The sequence below is a fragment of the Halorarum salinum genome (assembly GCF_013402875.1).
Lineage (GTDB): Archaea > Halobacteriota > Halobacteria > Halobacteriales > Haloferacaceae > Halorarum > Halorarum salinum.
This window is the reverse complement of the sequence record NZ_CP058579.1, coordinates 2,572,063-2,590,968: the sequence shown is the minus strand read 5'-3', so window position 1 is coordinate 2,590,968 and position 18,906 is coordinate 2,572,063. Positions and strand designations below refer to the sequence as shown.

Annotated in this window: 21 protein-coding genes; 8 read left to right on the top strand and 13 right to left on the bottom strand. The window is 71.4% G+C overall.

Annotated elements, in window-relative coordinates:
- Positions 1 to 170: 170 nt before the first annotated feature.
- Positions 171 to 938: a hypothetical protein gene (locus HUG12_RS12790; protein ID WP_179269138.1), complete on the top strand. Its 768-nt coding sequence runs from the start codon at positions 171 to 173 to the stop codon at positions 936 to 938.
- Positions 939 to 968: 30 nt separating this feature from the next.
- On the opposite strand, the gene HUG12_RS12785 is transcribed toward HUG12_RS12790, so the two are convergent.
- The 3 genes from HUG12_RS12785 to HUG12_RS12775 all read right to left on the bottom strand — a co-directional run bounded on the left by HUG12_RS12785 (position 969) and on the right by HUG12_RS12775 (position 4,171).
- Entirely contained in the window at positions 969 to 2,816 is a 1,848-nt protein-coding gene (locus tag HUG12_RS12785) for a DEAD/DEAH box helicase (protein ID WP_179269137.1), read from the bottom strand.
- 113 nt (positions 2,817 to 2,929) lie between these two features.
- Positions 2,930 to 3,556 (bottom strand): hypothetical protein, encoded by a 627-nt coding sequence (locus HUG12_RS12780; protein WP_246308048.1) that lies wholly within the window; start codon positions 3,554 to 3,556, stop codon positions 2,930 to 2,932.
- A gap of 54 nt (positions 3,557 to 3,610) precedes the next feature.
- Entirely contained in the window at positions 3,611 to 4,171 is a 561-nt protein-coding gene (locus HUG12_RS12775) for a TATA-box-binding protein (RefSeq protein WP_179269136.1), read from the bottom strand.
- 272 nt (positions 4,172 to 4,443) lie between these two features.
- On the opposite strand from HUG12_RS12775, the gene HUG12_RS12770 reads away from it, so the two are divergent.
- Positions 4,444 to 5,271 (top strand): hypothetical protein, encoded by an 828-nt coding sequence (locus HUG12_RS12770; protein ID WP_179269135.1) that lies wholly within the window; start codon positions 4,444 to 4,446, stop codon positions 5,269 to 5,271.
- A 73-nt stretch (positions 5,272 to 5,344) separates the two neighbouring features.
- Here the strand turns inward: HUG12_RS12770 and HUG12_RS12765 are convergent, their stop codons facing one another.
- Entirely contained in the window at positions 5,345 to 5,674 is a 330-nt protein-coding gene (locus HUG12_RS12765; RefSeq protein ID WP_179269134.1) for a hypothetical protein, read from the bottom strand.
- Between the two features lie 259 nt (positions 5,675 to 5,933).
- On the opposite strand from HUG12_RS12765, the gene HUG12_RS12760 reads away from it, so the two are divergent.
- The gene (locus tag HUG12_RS12760) at positions 5,934 to 6,209 is read left to right on the top strand and encodes a MoaD/ThiS family protein (protein WP_179269133.1); all 276 of its coding nucleotides are present in this window, start codon (positions 5,934 to 5,936) and stop codon (positions 6,207 to 6,209) included.
- 18 nt (positions 6,210 to 6,227) lie between these two features.
- On the opposite strand, the gene HUG12_RS12755 is transcribed toward HUG12_RS12760, so the two are convergent.
- The 4 genes from HUG12_RS12755 to HUG12_RS12740 form a co-directional block, all read right to left on the bottom strand.
- Positions 6,228 to 7,922 carry an aldehyde ferredoxin oxidoreductase C-terminal domain-containing protein gene (locus HUG12_RS12755; protein ID WP_179269132.1) on the bottom strand — a complete coding sequence of 565 codons (1,695 nt, stop codon included), beginning with the start codon at positions 7,920 to 7,922 and terminating at the stop codon, positions 6,228 to 6,230.
- A gap of 89 nt (positions 7,923 to 8,011) precedes the next feature.
- On the bottom strand, positions 8,012 to 8,305 hold the full coding sequence (locus HUG12_RS12750) for a hypothetical protein (RefSeq protein ID WP_179269131.1): 294 nt from the start codon (positions 8,303 to 8,305) through the stop codon (positions 8,012 to 8,014).
- A 48-nt stretch (positions 8,306 to 8,353) separates the two neighbouring features.
- On the bottom strand, positions 8,354 to 9,880 hold the full coding sequence (locus tag HUG12_RS12745; RefSeq protein WP_179269130.1) for an MATE family efflux transporter: 1,527 nt from the start codon (positions 9,878 to 9,880) through the stop codon (positions 8,354 to 8,356).
- Positions 9,877 to 10,542 carry a TetR/AcrR family transcriptional regulator gene (locus HUG12_RS12740; RefSeq protein WP_218836315.1) on the bottom strand — a complete coding sequence of 222 codons (666 nt, stop codon included), beginning with the start codon at positions 10,540 to 10,542 and terminating at the stop codon, positions 9,877 to 9,879. The genes HUG12_RS12745 and HUG12_RS12740 overlap by 4 nt, the downstream gene beginning before the upstream one ends.
- A gap of 216 nt (positions 10,543 to 10,758) precedes the next feature.
- On the opposite strand from HUG12_RS12740, the gene HUG12_RS12735 reads away from it, so the two are divergent.
- From HUG12_RS12735 to HUG12_RS12725, 3 genes are all read left to right on the top strand, one after another.
- Positions 10,759 to 12,072, top strand: a complete 1,314-nt coding sequence (locus HUG12_RS12735) for a phosphoribosylamine--glycine ligase (RefSeq protein ID WP_179269129.1) — start codon at positions 10,759 to 10,761, stop codon at positions 12,070 to 12,072.
- 138 nt (positions 12,073 to 12,210) lie between these two features.
- On the top strand, positions 12,211 to 12,405 hold the full coding sequence (locus tag HUG12_RS12730) for a cold-shock protein (RefSeq protein WP_179269128.1): 195 nt from the start codon (positions 12,211 to 12,213) through the stop codon (positions 12,403 to 12,405).
- Between the two features lie 258 nt (positions 12,406 to 12,663).
- Entirely contained in the window at positions 12,664 to 13,521 is an 858-nt protein-coding gene (locus tag HUG12_RS12725; RefSeq protein WP_179269127.1) for an aldo/keto reductase, read from the top strand.
- Here HUG12_RS12725 and HUG12_RS12720 read toward each other — a convergent pair.
- The 5 genes from HUG12_RS12720 to HUG12_RS12700 form a co-directional block, all read right to left on the bottom strand.
- The gene (locus HUG12_RS12720) at positions 13,518 to 13,712 is read right to left on the bottom strand and encodes a hypothetical protein (RefSeq protein ID WP_179269126.1); all 195 of its coding nucleotides are present in this window, start codon (positions 13,710 to 13,712) and stop codon (positions 13,518 to 13,520) included. The two genes, HUG12_RS12725 and HUG12_RS12720, sit on opposite strands and share 4 nt — an antisense overlap.
- Positions 13,713 to 13,872: 160 nt before the next feature.
- Entirely contained in the window at positions 13,873 to 14,580 is a 708-nt protein-coding gene (locus HUG12_RS12715; protein ID WP_179269125.1) for a CbiQ family ECF transporter T component, read from the bottom strand.
- Positions 14,580 to 15,287, bottom strand: coding sequence for an energy-coupling factor ABC transporter ATP-binding protein (locus HUG12_RS12710; RefSeq protein WP_179269124.1), 708 nt, complete (start codon positions 15,285 to 15,287; stop codon positions 14,580 to 14,582). The genes HUG12_RS12715 and HUG12_RS12710 overlap by 1 nt, the downstream gene beginning before the upstream one ends.
- Positions 15,288 to 15,869 carry a biotin transporter BioY gene (locus tag HUG12_RS12705; RefSeq protein ID WP_179269123.1) on the bottom strand — a complete coding sequence of 194 codons (582 nt, stop codon included), beginning with the start codon at positions 15,867 to 15,869 and terminating at the stop codon, positions 15,288 to 15,290. It lies immediately after the preceding gene.
- Between the two features lie 106 nt (positions 15,870 to 15,975).
- Positions 15,976 to 16,764 (bottom strand): N-acyl homoserine lactonase family protein, encoded by a 789-nt coding sequence (locus HUG12_RS12700; RefSeq protein WP_179269122.1) that lies wholly within the window; start codon positions 16,762 to 16,764, stop codon positions 15,976 to 15,978.
- 121 nt (positions 16,765 to 16,885) lie between these two features.
- Between HUG12_RS12700 and HUG12_RS12695 the strand changes: the two genes are divergently transcribed.
- Positions 16,886 to 17,527, top strand: coding sequence for a hypothetical protein (locus HUG12_RS12695; protein WP_179269121.1), 642 nt, complete (start codon positions 16,886 to 16,888; stop codon positions 17,525 to 17,527).
- A complete protein-coding gene (locus HUG12_RS12690) occupies positions 17,524 to 18,834 on the top strand; it encodes a hypothetical protein (RefSeq protein ID WP_179269120.1) in 1,311 nt (436 codons plus the stop codon). Before HUG12_RS12695 ends, HUG12_RS12690 begins: the two co-directional genes overlap by 4 nt.
- Positions 18,835 to 18,906: the final 72 nt, after the last annotated feature.

Sequence of the window (18,906 nt, the reverse complement as noted above, 5' to 3'; positions counted from 1 at the left end):
TTTCGTACGGGGACGTCCCGCGGACGCGACGGGGGTCCTCGCGACACGTCGACGCCCATCCGCGTCGCCGGGCCGGCGCGGCCTGCGCAGGCCCGTGCAGGCCCGAAGGCGACCCCCGAAACCGCGCTCCCGTCGCGGGGTTTATCGCGCCCCGTCCACACCCGACCGACATGGACGACGAGAGCAGACAGGCCACGTTCGGGGCGGACGGCGACCTCTCCGAGCGCGCTCCCGACGCCGACGGAACGAACGACTTCGGCGAGCCGAAGGACGCCGACGAGACGGACGGCGGGTACAACCGCTACGCGGTCTCCAGCCTGCTCCAGAAGGCCGTCCGGCGCTCGGACGAGGAGGTCGCCGCCTGGGCCGCCTGGGAGCTGGCCCGCTCGGGGTTCGCGTGGAACCTCTGGGACCGGCTCACCCTCTACGTCGTGGAGGACCTCCGCGCCGGCGACGACGTCGCGCTGCTCGTCGAGCGGTACGAGGAACTGGCGACGGAGCGCTGGGAACCGGCGGAGTGGCGGGGACGCCTGTGTGCCGTCCACGCCGCGCTGGCGTGCGCCCGCGCCCGCTCGACCAGGGAGGCGTCGAACGCGGACGAGTACTTCCGGAACGCCGCGGCCGAGCGCGCCGAGGCGCGGGAGCGCGGCGAGGAGCCGTCGCTGGAGTTCCCGGTCGGCGACCTCGAACCGGGCGGCGAGTACGACGTGGCGTTCGACAAACACACCGGCGAGGGGAGCCGGATGGGGCGCGGCGGGCGCTTCTTCAAGGTGCACGGCGCGCGCGTCGGTCCGGAGGGCGAGGAAGGCCCGAGCGCGCACTGGCAGCGGCTGAACATGCTCGCCCGCGACGACGAGTTCTCGGAGGAGGAACTCGAGCACGCGCTCGCCCCGGTCGACCCGGACGGGCGGTGGGAGGAGCCGACGTTCGACGGCTGAGCCGCCGCCGGGCGGGACGCGGTCGGCGGCTCAGTCGACCGTCCGCTCTCGCACCCGGATTCCCTTCCCGGCGAGGTGGTTCATCCGCCGCTGGGCGAAGTCCTCCTCGCTCGTCCCGCGCGTCGCGAGGACGTACACGAGCGCCGACCCGGCCGGGCGCATCGTCCGGCCGGCGCGCTGGGCGCCCTGCCGGCGGCTTCCGCCGAGCCCGGAGGCGACGACCGCGAGTTCGGCGTTCGGGAGGTCGATCCCCTCGTCGGCGATGCGCGAGACGACGAGCGTCCGTCGCTCGCCCTGCCTGAACTCCTCGAACAGCCGCCGCCGCTCGGCGTGGCGCGTCTCCCCCGAGACGAACGGGACGCCGAGCGCCTCCGCGATCGCCCCGCCCTGTTCGAGGTAGTCCGCGAAGACGAGCGCCTTCGCGTCCGGATGCTTCCCGCGGAGGCGTCGAACCTCCTCGATCTTCCCGGGATTGCGCGCCGCGATCCGGTGTTTCTCCCGGCGTTCCGCGCTCGCCCACCCGTTTTTCGCCTCGTCGTCGCGCCACGGAACGTACCGGATCTCGACCTCCGGCTCCTGCACGAAGCCGGCCTCGAACAGCGCGCCCCAGTCGGTGCCGATGGGCGGGCCGATGAGCGTGAAGATCTCCTCCTCACGGTCGTCCTCGCGGACGGGTGTCGCGGACAGCCCCAATCGATGCTTCGTCTGGAGGTCCGCCGTCCGCCGGAACACGTCCGCGGGGACGTGCTGGACCTCGTCGTAGACGACGAGCCCCCACTCGCGGGAGTCGAACAGCGATCGGTGTCGATCCATCCCGGCGGTCTGGTACGTGGCGACCGTGACCGGTCGGACGTCCTTCGTCCCGCCGTGGTACTCGCCGACCTGCTCCTCCGAGAGGTCGGTGTGCCGGAGGAGTTCGTCCCGCCACTGCCCCGCGAGTTCGCGCGAGGGGACGAGGACCAGCGTCTCGCCGCCGACCGCCGCGAGCACCGAGATGGCCGCGACGGTCTTCCCGCTCCCCGGCGGCCCGACGAACACGCCGGCCCGCTTCTCGAGGAACCGGTCCCGCCAGTCGGCCTGGTACGCGCGCGGTTCGGCGGACAGCGACACGTCGAGCGGGTCGCCCGAGTCCAGGTCGCGCTCGTCCCGGACCGGGTAGCCCGCCTCGTAGAGGATCCGCTTGACGGCGCCGATCTCCTGCTCGTTGACCCAGGACTCGGCGTCCGAGAGGTCCGCTCGGAGGTGATTCTCGTCCAGCTTCTGTCGGGCGACGTTGCCCATCAGCTCCTCGCGGTCGGCCGCCAGCACGACGTAGCCGTCCTCGTGGGTCCGGAGGACGAACTGGCGGGCGCGCTTCCACTGGTCCTCGACCCAGCCCTCGAGGTGCGGCGAGCGACGGGGGAACACCGAGCGCATCCGCGCGAGCAGTTCCGGGAGATCCTCGAACGGCGCGGCCCACACGTCCTCCTGGCGGATCTCGTAGAGGTACCCCCGCGTCCCGGGCTCGGTGCCCGTCGAGTCGACGAGGTGGGCGAACTGCGAGAGCTGGGCCCGCGTGTACTGGGTCGGCCGGTCGACCACCACTTCGCGGCGGTCTGGGAACAGCACGACGCGCTCGCGCTCCGCGAGGTCGCCCCACGAGGTCGGGTAGTACACCACCGGGTCCGTCTCGACGTCGACCCGCTCCAGGTCACCCTCGCCGGCGAGGCCGTCGAGCGCGTCGCGAGCCGCCGCCTGCGACAGTCCGGCGCGTCGGGCCACCTGCGAGGCGGTGAGTACGGGGCGCTCCTCGGTCTCGACCGCGTCGTAGAACTCGTCGACGGTGACCGGCTCCGACGGGCCTCGCCCGTCCCCGGCGTCCTCCGTCTCCCCTGTCATCGCCGGTGGTACGCCCTCGCCCGGTAAATGGGTCGCGCTCCCGGGACGGCCGGGTCGTCCGGCCGGCCACCTGCCGGCTCACCCATCCGCGAAAACGACGTTCGGGGGACGGTCTACTCGCAGTGCCGCTCGCAGAGCGCCCGCTTCGAGCGGAAGCGGCCGCCGCAGTCGGCACACTCCACGTACCCCTCGCCCGCGGCGGTCCGGACCCGGTGGCCGCCGACGGCGAACGGGCGGGTGACGACCCGCGGGCGGATGCGGCCGGGGATCTGGCGGTCCCTGTGGGCCGAGAGGTCCTCGCGGAGTCTGATGGTGTGGGCGTCCACCTCGCTCCAGCGGTCCGAACCGGTCACCGCCTCCCAGTCGGCGATCTCGGTCCAGCCGGTGACCAGCACCGGCGAGGGCGTCTCCGTGTCGCCGACGACGATGACGTACCGGATCCCGTCCTCGACGAGCGCGAACCGCCAGCCGTCGCTCGAGTTCCAGCGGAGCTGGCCGCGCCTGATGGCCTCGCTCGCGGACGCGAGGGTGACGTACCGGCCCTGCTGGCGCAGTCGCTCGCGGAAGTGGTCGGTCTGTGCGTACGCCGACGGGTCGCGCAACGGCGGCGAGGAGACGTCACGAGGACCCGTCGCGGGCGCGGACCCGTGGGGACCGTGGGGGGCGGTCGGGAGCGACACGTCGTCCGATATGGGGTCCGGAACCCGGCCGGTGCCGGAGCCCCCTTGTCGGGATGCCACTGAGTCGCAGTTAGCCGTCTTCGTATAAACGCTTTGCCCCGATGTGGGGGTGGCTCAGCCGAGCAGGCCCAGCGACTCGATGCGCTCGACGATCTCCTCGACGGCCCCCTCGGCGTCGTCGGTCCGCTTGCCGCCCGTGATCACGATCTTCCCCGAGCCGAAGAGGAGGATGACCACGTCCGGTTCGTCCATCCGATAGACGAGTCCGGGGAACTGTTCGGGCTCGTACTCGACGTCCTCGAGCCCCAGTCCGATCGCGAGGGCGTTGAGGTTGAGCTGGTGGCCGAGATCGGCCGACGAGACGATGTTCTGGACGGTGATGTTCGGGTCGTCCTCCACGGGGATGGAGAGGTCACGCAGTTTCTCGAAGATGATGCCGAGCGCGTCGTGGACGTCGGCGATGCTCTTCGCGCCGGTGCAGACGATCTTCCCCGATCGGAAGATGAGTGCGGCGGCTTTCGGTTCCTGGGTCCGGTACACGAGCCCCGGGAAGTTGTCCGGGTTGAAGTCGGCCCCGGGGAGGTCCTCCGCCAGCGCCTCCAGGTCGAGTTCCTGCCCGATACCCGTCGATGCGACCACGTTCTGTATCTCGATTGAGTCTGCCGGGTCCGTCATGCGTCGTCGTTCCTCGTCATGGTTTATAAACCGCTGGTTTATAAAGCCGGGTGTCTCCGCCCCGTCCTGCCGGTCGAGTTCGGCCGGCCGTCCGGCCGGGGCTGCCGGCGGCCTTCACGGGGTCGACGGGGCGCGGCGATCGCCCGCACTCTCGGGACTGCGAGGGTGGGGTCGCGGAGTGGTTACGATGGCCCACCCGGGCGGTCACGAGCCTGCCGGTCGAACCGATCCCACCCATAATTTTATGCCGCCTAACCGTCAACTGAACGTGAATGGGCGATAGCGAACGCGTGCCGCGCCCCGGGTGCGTACACGCGGACGACGACGGGCTACGGAGCGCGGCGGTCGCCGCGGGGGGAACACACGTAGCGCTCCTCTATGCTTCGACGGTCGACGAGTGGCACCGGTCGCTGGGACCGGCCGCCCCCGACACCTGTCACTTCGTCAGCGTGGACGACGCGGTGCGGTCGGCGACGGCGACGAACGGGACGGGACGGGCCGTCGGCGGCGGGATGTACGTCTCGGTGCTCGAACGGCCGGTCGCCGACCCCTCGCCGGTGCTCGCGGACGCGTTCGAGGGGACGTCGGGCGGATCGCTCGTCGTGGACGACCTCTCGGTCCTGCTGCGGGACGCCGACGACGCGGCGACCGCGCTGGAGCGGCTTCAGACGGTCGCGACCGACGCGAGCGCCGAACTGCACGTCGGGCTCCCCGACGACGCCGAGGCCGCGACGACGGTCGCGCGACACTTCACGCCGGTCGACGACGCCACGGCCAGGGTCGTGGCGAGCGAGGGGCTCAGCTACCTCCGGGAGGCCGACCCCACGAACTTCGGCTACCTCCGTCGCCACTGGGAGGAGGCGAGGGCGGGCCTCGAGGCAGTCGAGATGACGTATCCCCAGGCCAAACAGGTCCACGCGGCGCTTCGGGAGCCCGAGACGACGCCGCGAACGCTCGGGGCCGCGCTCGGCGGGCTGGTCGAACTCGGCGCGCTCGACGTCTGGGGCGACACCGTCGCGGCGAACCGCTACGACCTGACGGCGTACGACCCCGAGCGGGTCGCCGCCATCGGCGACGCGATCGACTCGCTCGACGACTAGTTCCTCCGTTTCGGTCCCCGAGCGGTTCCGTTTCGTTCTTCGAGTAGTTCCCCCGGCGTGACGTCAGTTCCGTTCAATCACGCCCGGGCGCCGCAAGCCCGTGCGAGACGACGGTCCCGTCGGGTCGCATCGTCACCGTCCCGAGCGTCACGGTCTCGCCCTCCTCGGCGGTCGCCCCCACCGCGCGCAGCGTCTCCTCGCGGTCGAGGACCTCCCAGGTCGTCGCCTCGATGCGACGCTGGAACGCCTCCGGGTCGGTCCACCCGGCGTCGATGTCGGAGGGGACGTGCACGACGAACCGGAACTCCTCGGCGGTCACCTGGATGCCGACGCCGAACGTGTCTCCCGGTCCCTGATCGGCGCCGGAGTCGCCGTCGGCGCGCGGGTCCGCGTCGTCCGTCATGCCCGCCCGTAGCGGTTCCCCCGCCAAAGCCGCACCGGCCGGCCGAAACGACAGGAACGTTTATGATGTTACGACGACAATAGGTGGGCCCCGTCGCGTACCGTCGTCGTGGGTTCGGGGTACGGGATGGGGATGAGACGCACGCGGGACGTGAGTCGTCGGGGGGTGGATGTCGGGTGTGCCCCGTCGAAGGACGGGTACCCCCCGTCCCCGCGTTCGAACCATCGGATACAAAGCGGGTCGACGCGTACCGTCGGCCGTGCAGGTCGAGTGTCGCTTCTTCGGGCCGTTTCGCGAGGACGTCGGTGAGACGCGGGAGCGCCGCGGGACCGACGCCGCGACCGTCGGGGCGTTGCTCCGGGAACTGGAGGCCGACTACCCCCCGCTGGCCGGACGCCTCGTCGACGGCGACGGCCTCGCCGGGTCGACCGTCGTCACGAAGGAGAAGACCGACGTTCGGCACCTCGACGGCCTGGAGACGCCCCTGGAGGAGGGGAACGTCATCCGGCTGGTCCCGTCCGTGTACGGCGGGTGAGCCGGCCAACGACCGGGCTCAGTCGTCGGCGACCGCCGCGCCGACCGCCGTGTCGGTCGGGGCGTCGAGCGCGTCCGCGGGCACCGTCCCGTCGTCGTTCCAGCCGCGCGCCCCGTAGTACTCCCGGATCGACGCCCCGAGGTCCGGGACCTCGTCCGCGTAGGGGAGTTCGTCGGCGGCGCCGTCCCTCCCCCGCTCGTTGTTGAAGTGGCGCTCGCGTGCGACGACGCGGGCGCCGATCTCGAGCAGGTGCTCGTAGTCGGTCTCGAGCAGCGCCGCGAGGCGGTCGTCGGTGACGTAGTCGCCGGCGAACGCACAGACGATGCCCGAGTCGCGGATCACGTTCCGGTTCTCCTCGTGGACCAGCCGTTCGGCCTTTCCGAGCGTCCCCTGCGGGTCGAGTTCGCCGGAGTACTCCAGCCTGAGCATTCCCCCGTACATGTGGTCGGCGCCGCGGTTCGCCACCGCGTACGAGAGCCCCTGGCCGTGGAGCACGCGGCCGTCGTGGGCGGCGAACTCCATCCCCTTCACCGAGTAGTTGTCGACGCCGAGTTCCTCGTGGGCGCGGTCGACGCCCTCGGCGAGCAGGTCGCCGATCCCCTCCCGATGGGCGATCTTCTCGGTGATCTCCTGTGCCAGTTCGGCGTCGCCGAAGGCGTCCTCGCTCTTGAGGAAGGCGGCGACGGTGACGCCCGCGGAGATGGTGTCCATCCCGAGCGTGTCGCACAGTTCGTTCGCCTTCATCACGTCGACGATGTCGCCGACGCCCTGACAGGAGCCGAACGCGTACACCGTCTCGAACTCGGGGCCCTCCGTCTCCACCCCTTCGGCCTCGTCGCGGGTGGGAAGCTTGCAGGCGTACGCGCACTGCGAGCAGGCGCCCTTCTTGTACTTCTTCTCCTCGACGGCGTCCCCGCCGATCCCCGCCGCTGACTCGAACTCGTACTCGTCGAAGTAGCGCGTGGGAAGCGCGAAGTTGTCGTTCCTGAACTCCGTCCCGCCGGTCGTCCCCTGTCGTTTCATCCGGTCGTCGCTGGTGGCGGCCTCGCGGTGGACGTCCATCGCCGGCGGGTTCGACACCTCGATGTCCGGGCTGGAGTCGCCCTCGAAGGAGACGCACTTGATCCCCTTCGAGCCGAGGACGGCCCCCAGACCGCCGCGGCCGAACGCGCGCGAGTCGAACGTCATCACGGAGGCGAACCGGACGAGGTTCTCCCCCGCTGGACCGATGGCGATGCAGTGCTCCGGGCCGAGATCGCGGCGCTCCTCGACGTAGTCGGACGTCTCGGGAACCGTGGCACCCTCGAGTTCGGGCACTTCCTCGAACTCGACGCCCCCGTCGGTGACGTGGATCGCGAGCAACTCGTCGGACTGGCCGGCGAACTCGACGACCGAGTAGCCCGTGTCGGCGAAGTTCCGCGAGAGGTAGCCGCCCGCGTTGGTGGAGGCGAGACCGTCGGTGAGCGGCGAGAGGCCGGTCATGCTCATCCGGCCGGTGAAGCTCATCCGACTCAGCTGGAGCGGCCCCGTGGCGAGATATGCCCGGTTCTCGGGACCGAACGGGTCGGCGTCGAACGGGATGCGCTCGTGGGCGAGCGCGGTCGCGGCGCCCCGTCCGCCGATGAACTCCTCGAGGACGTCCGAGACGTCGGTCTCCTCTACGGCGCGCTTCGTGACGTCGACGGTCAGGAGCGGCCCAGTCGCGTGAAGCATACCTGACGGTCCACCCGCCGCGTGAAAACCGTGTCCCCCATTGGGGCGATTGCCGGTTCCCGCGGGCCGCCCGCCGGACCCGGTCGGCGTCAGATCGTGTCCTCGGGGTCGTGGTTCGACCGCATCCTGTCGGCTTCCGCCGCGTACCGCTCGCTTTCTGCCGCGTCGCCCACCTCGCCCAGTTCCTCGGGGGCGACCAGCATGGAGACGGGGGTCGGCCGCTCGTCGTCGAAACTCGTCAGCGCCCGCTCCTTCCTGAGGTACCGCTCGCCGTCGGGGGTCGCGTAGACGAGGATGACGAGGTTCAGTTCGTCGTCGCCGTAGGTGCGCTCCACGAGCCAGACGCGCCGTTCCTCCGCCAGGGAGTCCGGATCCGTGTTCACACGTCGGGGGACGGGGCCGCGGACGAAAACGGCACCGACGGACCGACCTCAGTCGTCGACCGGCGTCACGTTCGCCTCGCCGTCGTCGCCGGCCGTGACCGTCTCGTCGGTGAGATCGCCCCCGCGCCAGGTGCCCCGCTGGTACCAGGCGTAGGCGATGAGCGCCCCGAGCGTGTTCGAGACGGCGAAGGCCATCCAGATGCCGGGCTCCTCGAACGACGGGACCGGGAGGAACGCGGGCGGCCGGACGGCGACGAAGGCGACCGGGAGCCGGATGAACCCGAGCATGAGGATCGAGATGGCCGCCGCGGTGAGCGTCTTGCTCGCGCCGCGGAAACTCCCCGTGTAGGCCCGCATCACGCCGATGAACCCGAAGGAGGGCGCGACCCACCGGAGGAAGTCCTCGGTGACCGTGACGACCGCCGGGTCGTCGGTGAACACCGCCGCGATGGGGGCGGCGGCGACCCACGTGACGATCCCGACGCCGGTGAGGACGAGGAACATCACCTTCGCGGCGAGGCGGGCGGCCTCCGCCGCCCGGTCCGGCTTCCCGGCGCCGATGTTCTGTCCGGTCATCGTCTCGACGCCGCGGGCGACCGCGATTGCCGGGAGGAAGATGACCGAGAACACCCTGACGCCGATGCCGTACCCGGCGACGACCGTGGTGGGGAAGAGCGCGACGATGACGAGCATCAGGTTCACCGAGAGCGAGCGCCCGGTCCCCTCGATCGAGGCGGGCACGCCGAGCCTGACGATGCGCCGGGCGTAGGTGAAGTCCGGCGCCAGGTCGCGGAGGCGGATCCTGACCCCCCGCGTCCCGCGGAACATGATGGCGAGTCCGACCACGAACGCGAGCGCCCGCGAGAAGATGGTGGCGTACGCCGCCCCCGCCACGCCCGACCCGGCGTAGCCGGTGGCCGCAAGCAGGTTCGCCTCGAGACCCCTCGCGCCGACCATCCCGAACAGGGGGTTGTTCTCGAATCCGAAGATGAGGAACGGGTCGATGACGATGTTGAGCACGACCGTCCCGAACATCACCAGCATCGGGGTGATGGTGTCCCCGTAGCCCCGCATGAGCGCGACGAACACGAAGAAGCCGAACATGAACACCATCCCCTGTGCGATGACCTCCATGTAGTCGGTCGCCAGCGGGAGCACCTCGTCCGAGGCGCCGAGCAGCGCGAGCAGGTCGCCGACGAGGAAGTAGCCGATTCCGCCGAGGACGATCGACGCGAGGACGGCGAACGTGACGGTCTGTGAGGCGGCGTACTCCGCCTCCCGCTCCTCGTCGGCGCCCGTGTGCTGGGCGACGAGGACGCTGCCGGCGACCGAGACGCCCATCCCGAGCGAGATGAGCAGGAACACCATCGGGAACGCGAAGGAGATGGCCGCCAGCGCCTCCGTGCTGTACCGGCCGAGCCAGTAGGTGTCCGCGAGGTTGTAGGCCGTCTGGAGGAGGTTCGTGATGACGATGGGCAGCGAGAGGTAGAACAGCGGCTTCCCGATGTCGCCGGAGGTGAGGTCGAACTCCTCGCGGCCCTTGAACACGGAGGAGAGGCCGTCACGAAGGCTCACTCGGAGCCCTCCGGGTCCGTACTTGACGTCTCCCGCTCCGGGTCGGACGCCTCGCACTCGGGGTCGACCGCGACCGCGACGTCGTCGGCGAGGAGGTCGTCGACGTAGTTCACCAGCCGCTCGCGCATGGCGGAGACGTCCGCGCCGACGGCCGCCGAGCGGGTCCACGTCCCGTGGACGTAGGTGGTCACGAACGCAGCGACCTCGTCGGGGTCGACGTCCGCGGGGAACTGGCCGACCTCGACGCCGTCGGCGACGAGGTCGCGAACCGTCACGCGTAGCCCCTCGTCGATGGCGCGGAGCTGCTCGCGGTACCCCTCGTGGAACGGCGCCTGGGCCTTGATCTCCATGTACGCCGTGTTGAACTGCTGGTCGGCGCCGTCGGCGGGCGTCTCCAGCACCGTGCGGACGAGCGCGACCAGCCGTTCGGCCGGGGTGTCCCCTGCCGGGTCGGCGGTGCGCTCCCGGAACTGCTCGTGGAGGTACGTGAGGAACCGCAACAGCAGGTCCTCCTTGCCCTCGAAGTGGTAGTGGAGGGCGGCCTTGCTCTTGTCCGTCTCGTCGGCGATGTCCTGCATGGTGAGGTCGGCGTACCCGTGCTTGCAGAGGGCCCGGTACGTCGCCTCCATGAACGCCGTCTCGGTGTCGTGCTCCTGACTCATCGTGGAACGGGGGTCCGGCCGCGTGGCCGGCGTTGTCGAATACTGACTGGCCAGTCAGTCAAAGGTTTCGATTCGAATCATCGCGGGTCGTCCTCGTCCGAGCGTGATGCGGCCCCGTCGGGGCGAGGCCTGCCCGCGGGCGGCCCGAAGCGTCCCCGGCGGGAGGCCCCGACCGCGGGCGGCGGGTATTTTATCCGTTGCCTGCGGGCACCCGTCATGGACCCGAAACGCTTCCTCTTCTGTTCGCTGGACGCCGCACTGATCGCCGACCTCGCGTGGCAGGTCCACGAGGAGGGACACGACGTGAGGTACTACATCGAAGCCGAGAGCGACGGGGAGATCGGGAACGGCTTCGTGCCGAAGACGGACGATTGGCGCGCGGACGTCGAATGGGCCGACGTCGTCGTCTTCGACGACGTCTGGGTCGGCTCGGACGTCGGCACCGGCGAACTCGCACGGGAGCTCCGTGAACGTGGCAAAGCAGTCGTCGGCGGCACGCCGAACACGGACAGCCTCGAGGAGGATCGCGGCTACGCCATGCAGATCCTCGAGGAACACGGCGTGAACACGATCGAACACCACGTGTTCCACGACTTCGACGAGGGCATCCGGCACGTCCGTAAGAACCCCGCCCCGTACGTGATCAAGCCCCTCGGCGAGGTCCAGAACGTCAAGAGGCTCCTCTACGTCGGGAACGAGGACGACGGGAGCGACGTCGTGGACGTGCTTGGCGCCTACGAGAAGGCGTGGGGGTACCGGATGAAGGGGTTCCAGCTCCAGCGGAAGGTCGAGGGCGTCGAGATCGCCGTCTGCGGCTTCTTCGACGGCGAGGGGTTCATCGACCGGGTCAACTTCAACTTCGAGCACAAGAAACTGTTCCCGGGGAACATCGGACCCTCGACGGGCGAGATGGGGACGTCGATGTTCTGGGCGGGGCACAACAAGCTGTTCGAGGAAACACTCGGCAAACTGGAGGGCTGGCTGGCGGAGGAGGGCTACGTCGGGAGCATCGACCTGAACTGCATCGTCAACGGGGACGGCATCCACCCCCTGGAGTTCACGCCCCGCTTCGGGTACCCCACCATCGCGCTCCAGGAGGAGTCGTTCGAGTCCGGAACCGGCGAGTTCCTCCACGACCTCGCCCACGGCGACGACCCCGAGTTGGAGGTTCACGACGGGTATCAGGTAGGGGTGCGGATCGTCCTGCCCCCGTTCCCGTTCGACGACGAGCGGACGTACGACGAGTGTTCGCGGAACGCCGCCGTCGTCTTCGACGCCGACAGCCACGAGGGGGTCCACCTCGAGGACGTGAAGCGGGTCGACGGTCAGTGGCGCGTCGCGGGCGACAACGGCATGCCCCTCGTCGTGACCGGGAAGGGCGAGACGATGCAGGAGGCCCGCGAACGGTGTTACGACCGCATCGGCGACGTCGTGATGCCGAACATGTACTACCGCGACGACGTCGGCGAGCGCTGGATCGAGGGCGACGGGGACAGGCTCCACGCCTGGAGCTACCTCGGGCCGGCGTGACCGGTCGAACCGGCGATTCGCTCGAGACGGTCGTCGTCGACCCGTCTCGGTGCGGTTTCGTGCCGGAGACCCATAGGGGTCCGTGGTACCGCGACACGCGGAAGGGTTATCCCTCGGCCCCCGCTACGGGAGGTTGCAATGGCGAAAGGGAAGGTTGACTTCTTCAACGACACTGGCGGCTACGGTTTCATCGAGAGCGACGACGCGGACGAGGACGTGTTCTTCCACATGGAGGACGTCGGCGGTCCGGATCTCGAAGAAGGACAGGAGATCGAGTTCGACATCGAGCAGGCCCCCAAGGGCCCGCGCGCGACGAACGTCGAGCGCCTGTAGATAGGGTTCCACCGTCGCCTCGCGGCGACGTCGGACACGAACGAACGATTCTTTCGAACGCTATCCCGGCCAGCCGAGGGCTCGCGTCGGCGATGCGGGGCGGAACGTGAAACGGACCAGCGTCGGCTCCACCGTCCGTACTGGCGGGCCATCCGGACCCGGCCGACGGATCGCGCGACCGGACCGGAGCGGCCCGCGGGGAGCCCACCACCGTCCCGCCGCATCGATTATCAGGCGGGGAGCCGAACCGATTCCCGCATGAGCGACCAGCCCGACGCCGGCGCGGCCGGCACGTTCGACATCGGCGGGGAGACGACGGTGAATCGCCTCGGGTTCGGCGCGATGCGGCTCTGTGGGGAGGACGTCATCGGCCCGCCCGACGACGAAGGGGCGGCCCGAACGGTCGCCCGCCGGGCGCTCGAACTGGGCGTCGACTTCGTCGACACCGCGGACTCCTACGGCCCGGGCGTCTCGGAGCGTCTCCTCCGGGAGGCCGAGGTCCCGGGGGAGGCGGTCGTCGCGACGAAGGCCGGGCTCCTGCGTGACGACGCCGGCGAGTGGAAGCCCCACGGCGACCCCGACTACGTCCGGAACCAGGTTCTCGTGAGCAAGGACAGACTCGGCGTCGACACCGTCGACCTCTACCAGTTCCACCGACCCGACCCCGACACCCCGTTCGCCGACAGCGTCGCAGCGTTCGCGGAACTGAAGGACGCGGGGCACGTTCGTCACGTCGGCCTGTCGAACGTCTCGGTCGAGCAACTGGACGAGGCGCGCGAGCAGGTCGACGTGGCGACCGTCCAGAACAGCTACAGCGTCGCGAACCGCGAGCACGAGGACGTGCTCTCGGCCTGCGAGGACGCGGGCATCGGGTTCATCCCCTACTTCCCGCTCGAGGCGGGCGACCTCGGGGACGCGGCGAACCCGCTCGGGGAGGTGGCGGACGTACACGACGCCACGGAGCAGCAGGTCGCGCTCGCGTGGTTGCTCGAGCGCTGGGACGTGACGCTCCCGATTCCGGGAACCTCGAGCGTCGACCACCTGGAGGAGAACGTGGGCGCCGCCGAACTCGACCTGTCCGACGACGAACTCGCGACGCTGGAGGACGCCGCCTAAGCCGTCCGCCAGTCCCTGAGGTCGCGGACGACGAGGACGCTCACCAGCGCGAGCACGACGACCGAGAGCGCGGCCGTCCCCATCGAGTTCATGAAGACGAGCCCGTACAGGAGCGCCAGCAGCGCCGTCGAGCCGACGACCAGCACCACCAGATACCGAACCAGCCAGTCCTCCATGCCGCGTTCGCTCATGTCGTCCGTGAGTTCTCCCGGCGGCCATAAAAAGCACGTCGGCATCGGTCGGCCGGGTTCGAGCGCGGACGACCGATGCCGGCGGCAGTTCGGCGCCCTCCGACCTCGGACCGCGACCCGGGAACGGGACCTGCGCCGGCGACGCGGGGAACGGCCACGCTCACGGGAGCAGCCCCCAGGCGAGCAGTCCGGCCGAGAACGCCAGGCCCGCCGCGTCGGCGCGGCCGAACTCGAGGGGCGGCGGCGTCGGGTTCCAGGAGACGCACCGCGCCCGGAGCGCGAGCGCGAGCGCGTCCGCTCGGCCGAGGGCGTGCCCCAGGCCGGCGGTCGCGACGAGGCGGACCCGCTCCGCGACGGGCCGCTCGGTCCCGAGGCGCGCGCGCATCGCCGTCCGCGCCCTCGCGACGTCCGCCTGCAGCAGCGGCAGGAACCGGAAGACGAGTCCGACGCCGATGGCGGCCAGCCGACCCGGCCGGCCGGGGACGAGCCGGGCGACCGCCGCCTCCGAGTCCCGCACCGGCGTCGTCCGGACGTAGGCGACCGCGAGCAGCAGCAGGAGGACGGTCCGGTAGCTCGCCAGCGCCGGCGCGACGGCGTCGGCGGGGACGAGCCAGGGCGGGCCGAAGCGCGCGGCCTCGACGACGGGTCCCACGAGCAGGAACGGCACGACGCCGCGGACCTCGCCGAGCGCGACCCGGGGACCGAGCCCCGCGAGCGCGAGGAGTCCGAGGGCAACGGCCGTCAGGGCGAGCAGTCCGACGGGGGTGGTGTGTGCGAACGCGACCGTAACGAACGCCGCCTGGGCCGTGAGTTTCGTGCGGGGGTCGAGCCGGTGTGCGAGCGTGTCGCCGGGGGCGTACCGGAGCATCAGCGGGGTCCGGGCACGCGGATCGGGAGGTCGGTCAGCTCCTCGCGCACGGCAGCGGGCGCGCCGTCGACGGCGATTCGCCCGTCCGAGAGGGCGATCAGCCGATCCGCTCGGTCGAACACGTCCCGGAGGTCGTGGGTGACGACGATCACGCCGGTCCCTCCCGCGTGCAGTTCGTCGAGCCGTGCGAGCACGGAACGACGCGCCGGTTCGTCCAGTCCCGTGAACGGTTCGTCGAGGACGAGGTGCCCCGGGCGCATCGCGAGCGCGCCGGCGATCGCGACCCGCTCCCGCTCGCCGCCCGAGAGCCGGTCGATCCGTTCGTCCCGCCGACCCGCCAGCCCCACGCCTGCCAGCGCGTCGCCGACGCGGTCGTCGATCTCAGGGCGGGCGAGCCCCAGGTTCTCCGGGCCGAACGCCACGTCGGCGCCGACGGTCGCCGCGACGAACGCGTCGCGCGGCTCCTGGAACACCATTCCGACCGCCGTCCGTGCCGCGACGGGGTCGTCGGCGACGGGCGTCCCGTCGACGAGCACCTCCCCCTCGTCGGGGGCGAGCAGCCCGTTGAAGTGCCGGACGAGCGTCGTCTTCCCGGAGCCGTTCGCGCCCGCGAGGACGAGGAACTCGCCGTCGGGGACGGTGAGCGACACGTCCGCGAGCACGACGTCGTCGCCGTAGCCGTGGGTCACCCCCCGGACCGAGATCATCTACCGGGCGACGACGGCGTCGCTCCTGACGACCGCCACGGCCGCGGCCATCTTCAGGAGTTCCGCGGGGACGAACGGGACCGCCGCCGCGAGGACGGCCGCCGCGAAACTGACGTCGCCCACGACCGCGTATCCGACCGTCCCGAACGTGTAGACGACGAGCGTCGCCGCCGCCATCCCGCCGACGAGCCGCGCCAGCCCGACCTCGCGGGGGTCGCGTCGGTCCCCAGTGCCGTGCGCCGCGAGGCCGACGACTCCCGCAGCGAACGGGTACGACCAGAGGTAGCCGCCCCACTGGCCGAACAGGACGCCGACGCCCGCCGCCCCGTAGGCGAAGACGGGCGCGCCGACCGCGCCCGCGAGCAGGTACAGCGTCATCGAACCGGCGCCCCAGGCCGGCCCGAGGAACGCGCCGGCGAGGAACACGCCGAGCACCTGCAGCGTGAACGGAACCGAGGTGACCGGGAGCTGGAACGAGACGTACGCGAAGACGCCCGTGAGCGCCGCGAACAGCGCCGCGCGGGCGAGGTTGCCGACGACGGCGTCGTCGACGAGGTCGACCTGCCGAGTGTCCGTGCTCATCGAGGTGTCGTAAACCGAGCTACGAGTAATGGTTTACGGAACTCGGCCGGGCCGCGAACCGACGGTCGGTCGCCGGCCCAGCGGCGTCGGCGACCGACCCGGCCGCTCAGTACCGCTCGGCCAGTTCCTCGAACCGGTCGAGGTCGTGGCCGTACAGCACGTCGGCGTCGTGGCGCCGCCGGAGTTCCAGCAGCGTCTCCCGGCTCTCGCGCCACGCCGGTTCGCTCCACAGAAGTCCTGGCCCGAGGGGGACGCCGTCTTCGAGGTTCGCTTCGACGTACGCCTCGTCTCCGGCGACGAGCAGGGTGCCGGCGTCCGTCTCGACCAGCGCGCCGAGCACGCCCGGGGTGTGTCCGGGCAGGTGGAGCAGTTCGAAGCCGTCCGCGAGGGTGTGGCGGTGCCGGCGGACGACCGACCAGTTCAGGTCGCCGTCGAAGTCGTCCGCGAGGTACGCGACGGAGCCCTCTCCCGTCTTCGCGGAGTAGAAGGCGTACTTCAGCTCCTCCTCGTGGACGTACACCGGGGTCCCCGTCCCCGCGAACGCGTCGAGTTCGCCGGCGTGGTCGAGGTGGAGGTGGCTCGCGACCACCGCGTCGACGTCGCCGAGGTCGTAGCCCGCCGTCGCGAGGTCGGCCGCGAGCGAGCGCCCGTCGGCGTCGTACGCCTCGAAGGCGCCGTACAGCGGGTCCGGCCAGTAGTCGGCGGCGTTCGGCGGCGGGCCGGTGTCCCAGAGGTAGGTCCGGCCGCCGGCCTCGACGACCGCGCTCCAGACGACGAACTCGAGGCGCTCGTGGTCGGGGTTCGGCTCCGCCGCGCTCGCCATCGTGTGGCCGTCGAGCACGTAGCCGGCGTCCGCGCGGACGCGGCCGCGGTCGACGAGCGTCACGTCGGGCATACGCCGGGGTGGCAGGGAGGGTCGATAAAGGTCGGGGGTGAAGTTCGTCGGCCCCGGTCGACGGCCGCGGGCGGGGATCCGACCGTTATATGGGGGCCGGGGACCCACTCCCGCCGAAAGGATGGTCCCCATCACGAGACGAGACGCCCTCCGCGGAGCGGCGGCGCTGCTCCCGCTCGCGGCCGGATGTAACGGGACGGAGTTCGACTCGCCGAGCCGGACGCCCACCGAGCGGCGCGGCCCCGAGAACGTCGAGACCGACCCCGAGCTCGCGACGCTCAGGGGCCCGGGCGAGCGTGCGGTCGTCTGGTTCGCGGACGGGCGGACCGCCACTGACGGGGATGGACCCCCCGAGTCGTACCACCCGCAGGGGTTCGTCGCCGACGGGGAACGCGTCGACGCGACGCGGTTCGCCGACGTGGACGGCGCCGGGGCCGCGCGCGAGTTCCTCGAGGCGACGGACTTCGACGAGGAGACCGTGTACGTCGACCAGTCCCGGATCGGGGAGTGCTACCGCCGCGAACTGTGTTACGTCGGCTGGTCGGCCACGGAGATCCGCACGGACTACGGGCGCGTGCTCCGGGACGTTGACGTTGCCTGCGAGACGGACACGTACGACACGGTGGCGACGCTCGTCCGGATCCCCGACGTCGTGGACCCCGACCAGGTCAGCGGATACGGGTCCGGATCCAGTTTCAGCGGGTGTCGGCTCCCGCCGTGGATCCGCGACCGGGAGGGGAACGCGACGGGGGACGACCGATGACGGGCCCGCGGACGACCCGACGCGGCGCCCTCACGCTCGTCGGCGGCGTCGCGCTCGCCGGGTGCGGGCGCCTCCCGGTCGGGGAGGAGGAGCCGCCCACGCTGGACGGGGCGGCGCTCCGGAGCGCCGTGGGGGAGTCGGACCCGACCGTGGCCGGGACGTTCCCGGTCGACCTCCCCGACGAGCGCCTCTCGGGCAGCCTCGACCGCGCGCGGGAGCTGCTCGCCGACGTTCCCGACCGGCTCGGCCCCGACGAGGTCCCGAACGGCGCAGTCAGGGAACGGATGCGACGCCGGTACGGGGACGCCGAGGAGGCGATCCGGCGTGCCGTCGAGGCGGAGACCGAGCGGGAACTCCTGTCCGAGGCCCGCCGCGCCCGCCGGCGTTCGATGACCGTCTCGGCCGCGTGGCGGGCGACGGAGGGCGAGTTGACCCGCGAGGACGTGGCGTCCGAGAGCGGGGAGCTCGGGGAGGAGCTCTCGGCCGTTCGCGAGCGGACGGAGTACGTCGGCGACGACCCGGCCCGCGCGGCGGTGGTCCACGCCGCGATCGAGGGGTTCACGGCGCACGCCGAGGGTCGGCTGGACGGACGGTCCGGCCCCCACGCGGAGTCGGAGGGCGTCCTCGGGGTCGGTGAACTCGCGGGCGAGCACGAGGACGCCCGCGCGCTGACCGCGGACGCGGCGACGCTGTACGACGCGTTCGTCGAGTCGCTCGACGCGGAGACCGACATCGCAGCCGCCCTGGAGGACGCCGCGACGTCGCTGGCCGCGGCGTTGGACGACGCGGTCGACGAACGGTCCCTGACGCGGGGGTTCGACGCCTCCGAGCACATGGACCGCGACGTGGCGGGGACGCCGGCAGAGCGGGCGCTCGAGGAACTCGTGTACGACCTCGTCGGCGGGGCGTGGAGCCCTGAATCCGTCGCTGAGGGCCCGGCACGGGCGGTCGTCGCGGCGGTCGACGGGTTCGCCTCGCTCGACGCGTTCGATTCGGTCCGGTCCCGAATCGAGGACGGCGAGTCGTTCGCCGTGGACGACGCGGGGGACGTGGAGGAACGCCGGCGGGCCGCGGTCGAGGCCGTCGCGGACGCGGCGGCGTCGTCCGCCGAACCGGAACTCGTCGCCGAGGTGGTCCCCGACCCGGCCCGCCGGGTGGCGTACGCCGACGAACGCCTGACCCACCGCGACGGCGACGTCCGGGTCGACGCGCTCGACCGGCCGATCGCGGAGTACGTGGCCGCGGCCGAGCGGGCGCGTGCCCTCCCCGAGGCCGCCGAACGCGTCGGCGTGGAACTCCGGTCGTGAGGGGCGTTCCGGCCGGAACGTCCGGTCGGCCGTCGCAATCAGTCGGGTCGAAGGATATTTACTGGCCACTTG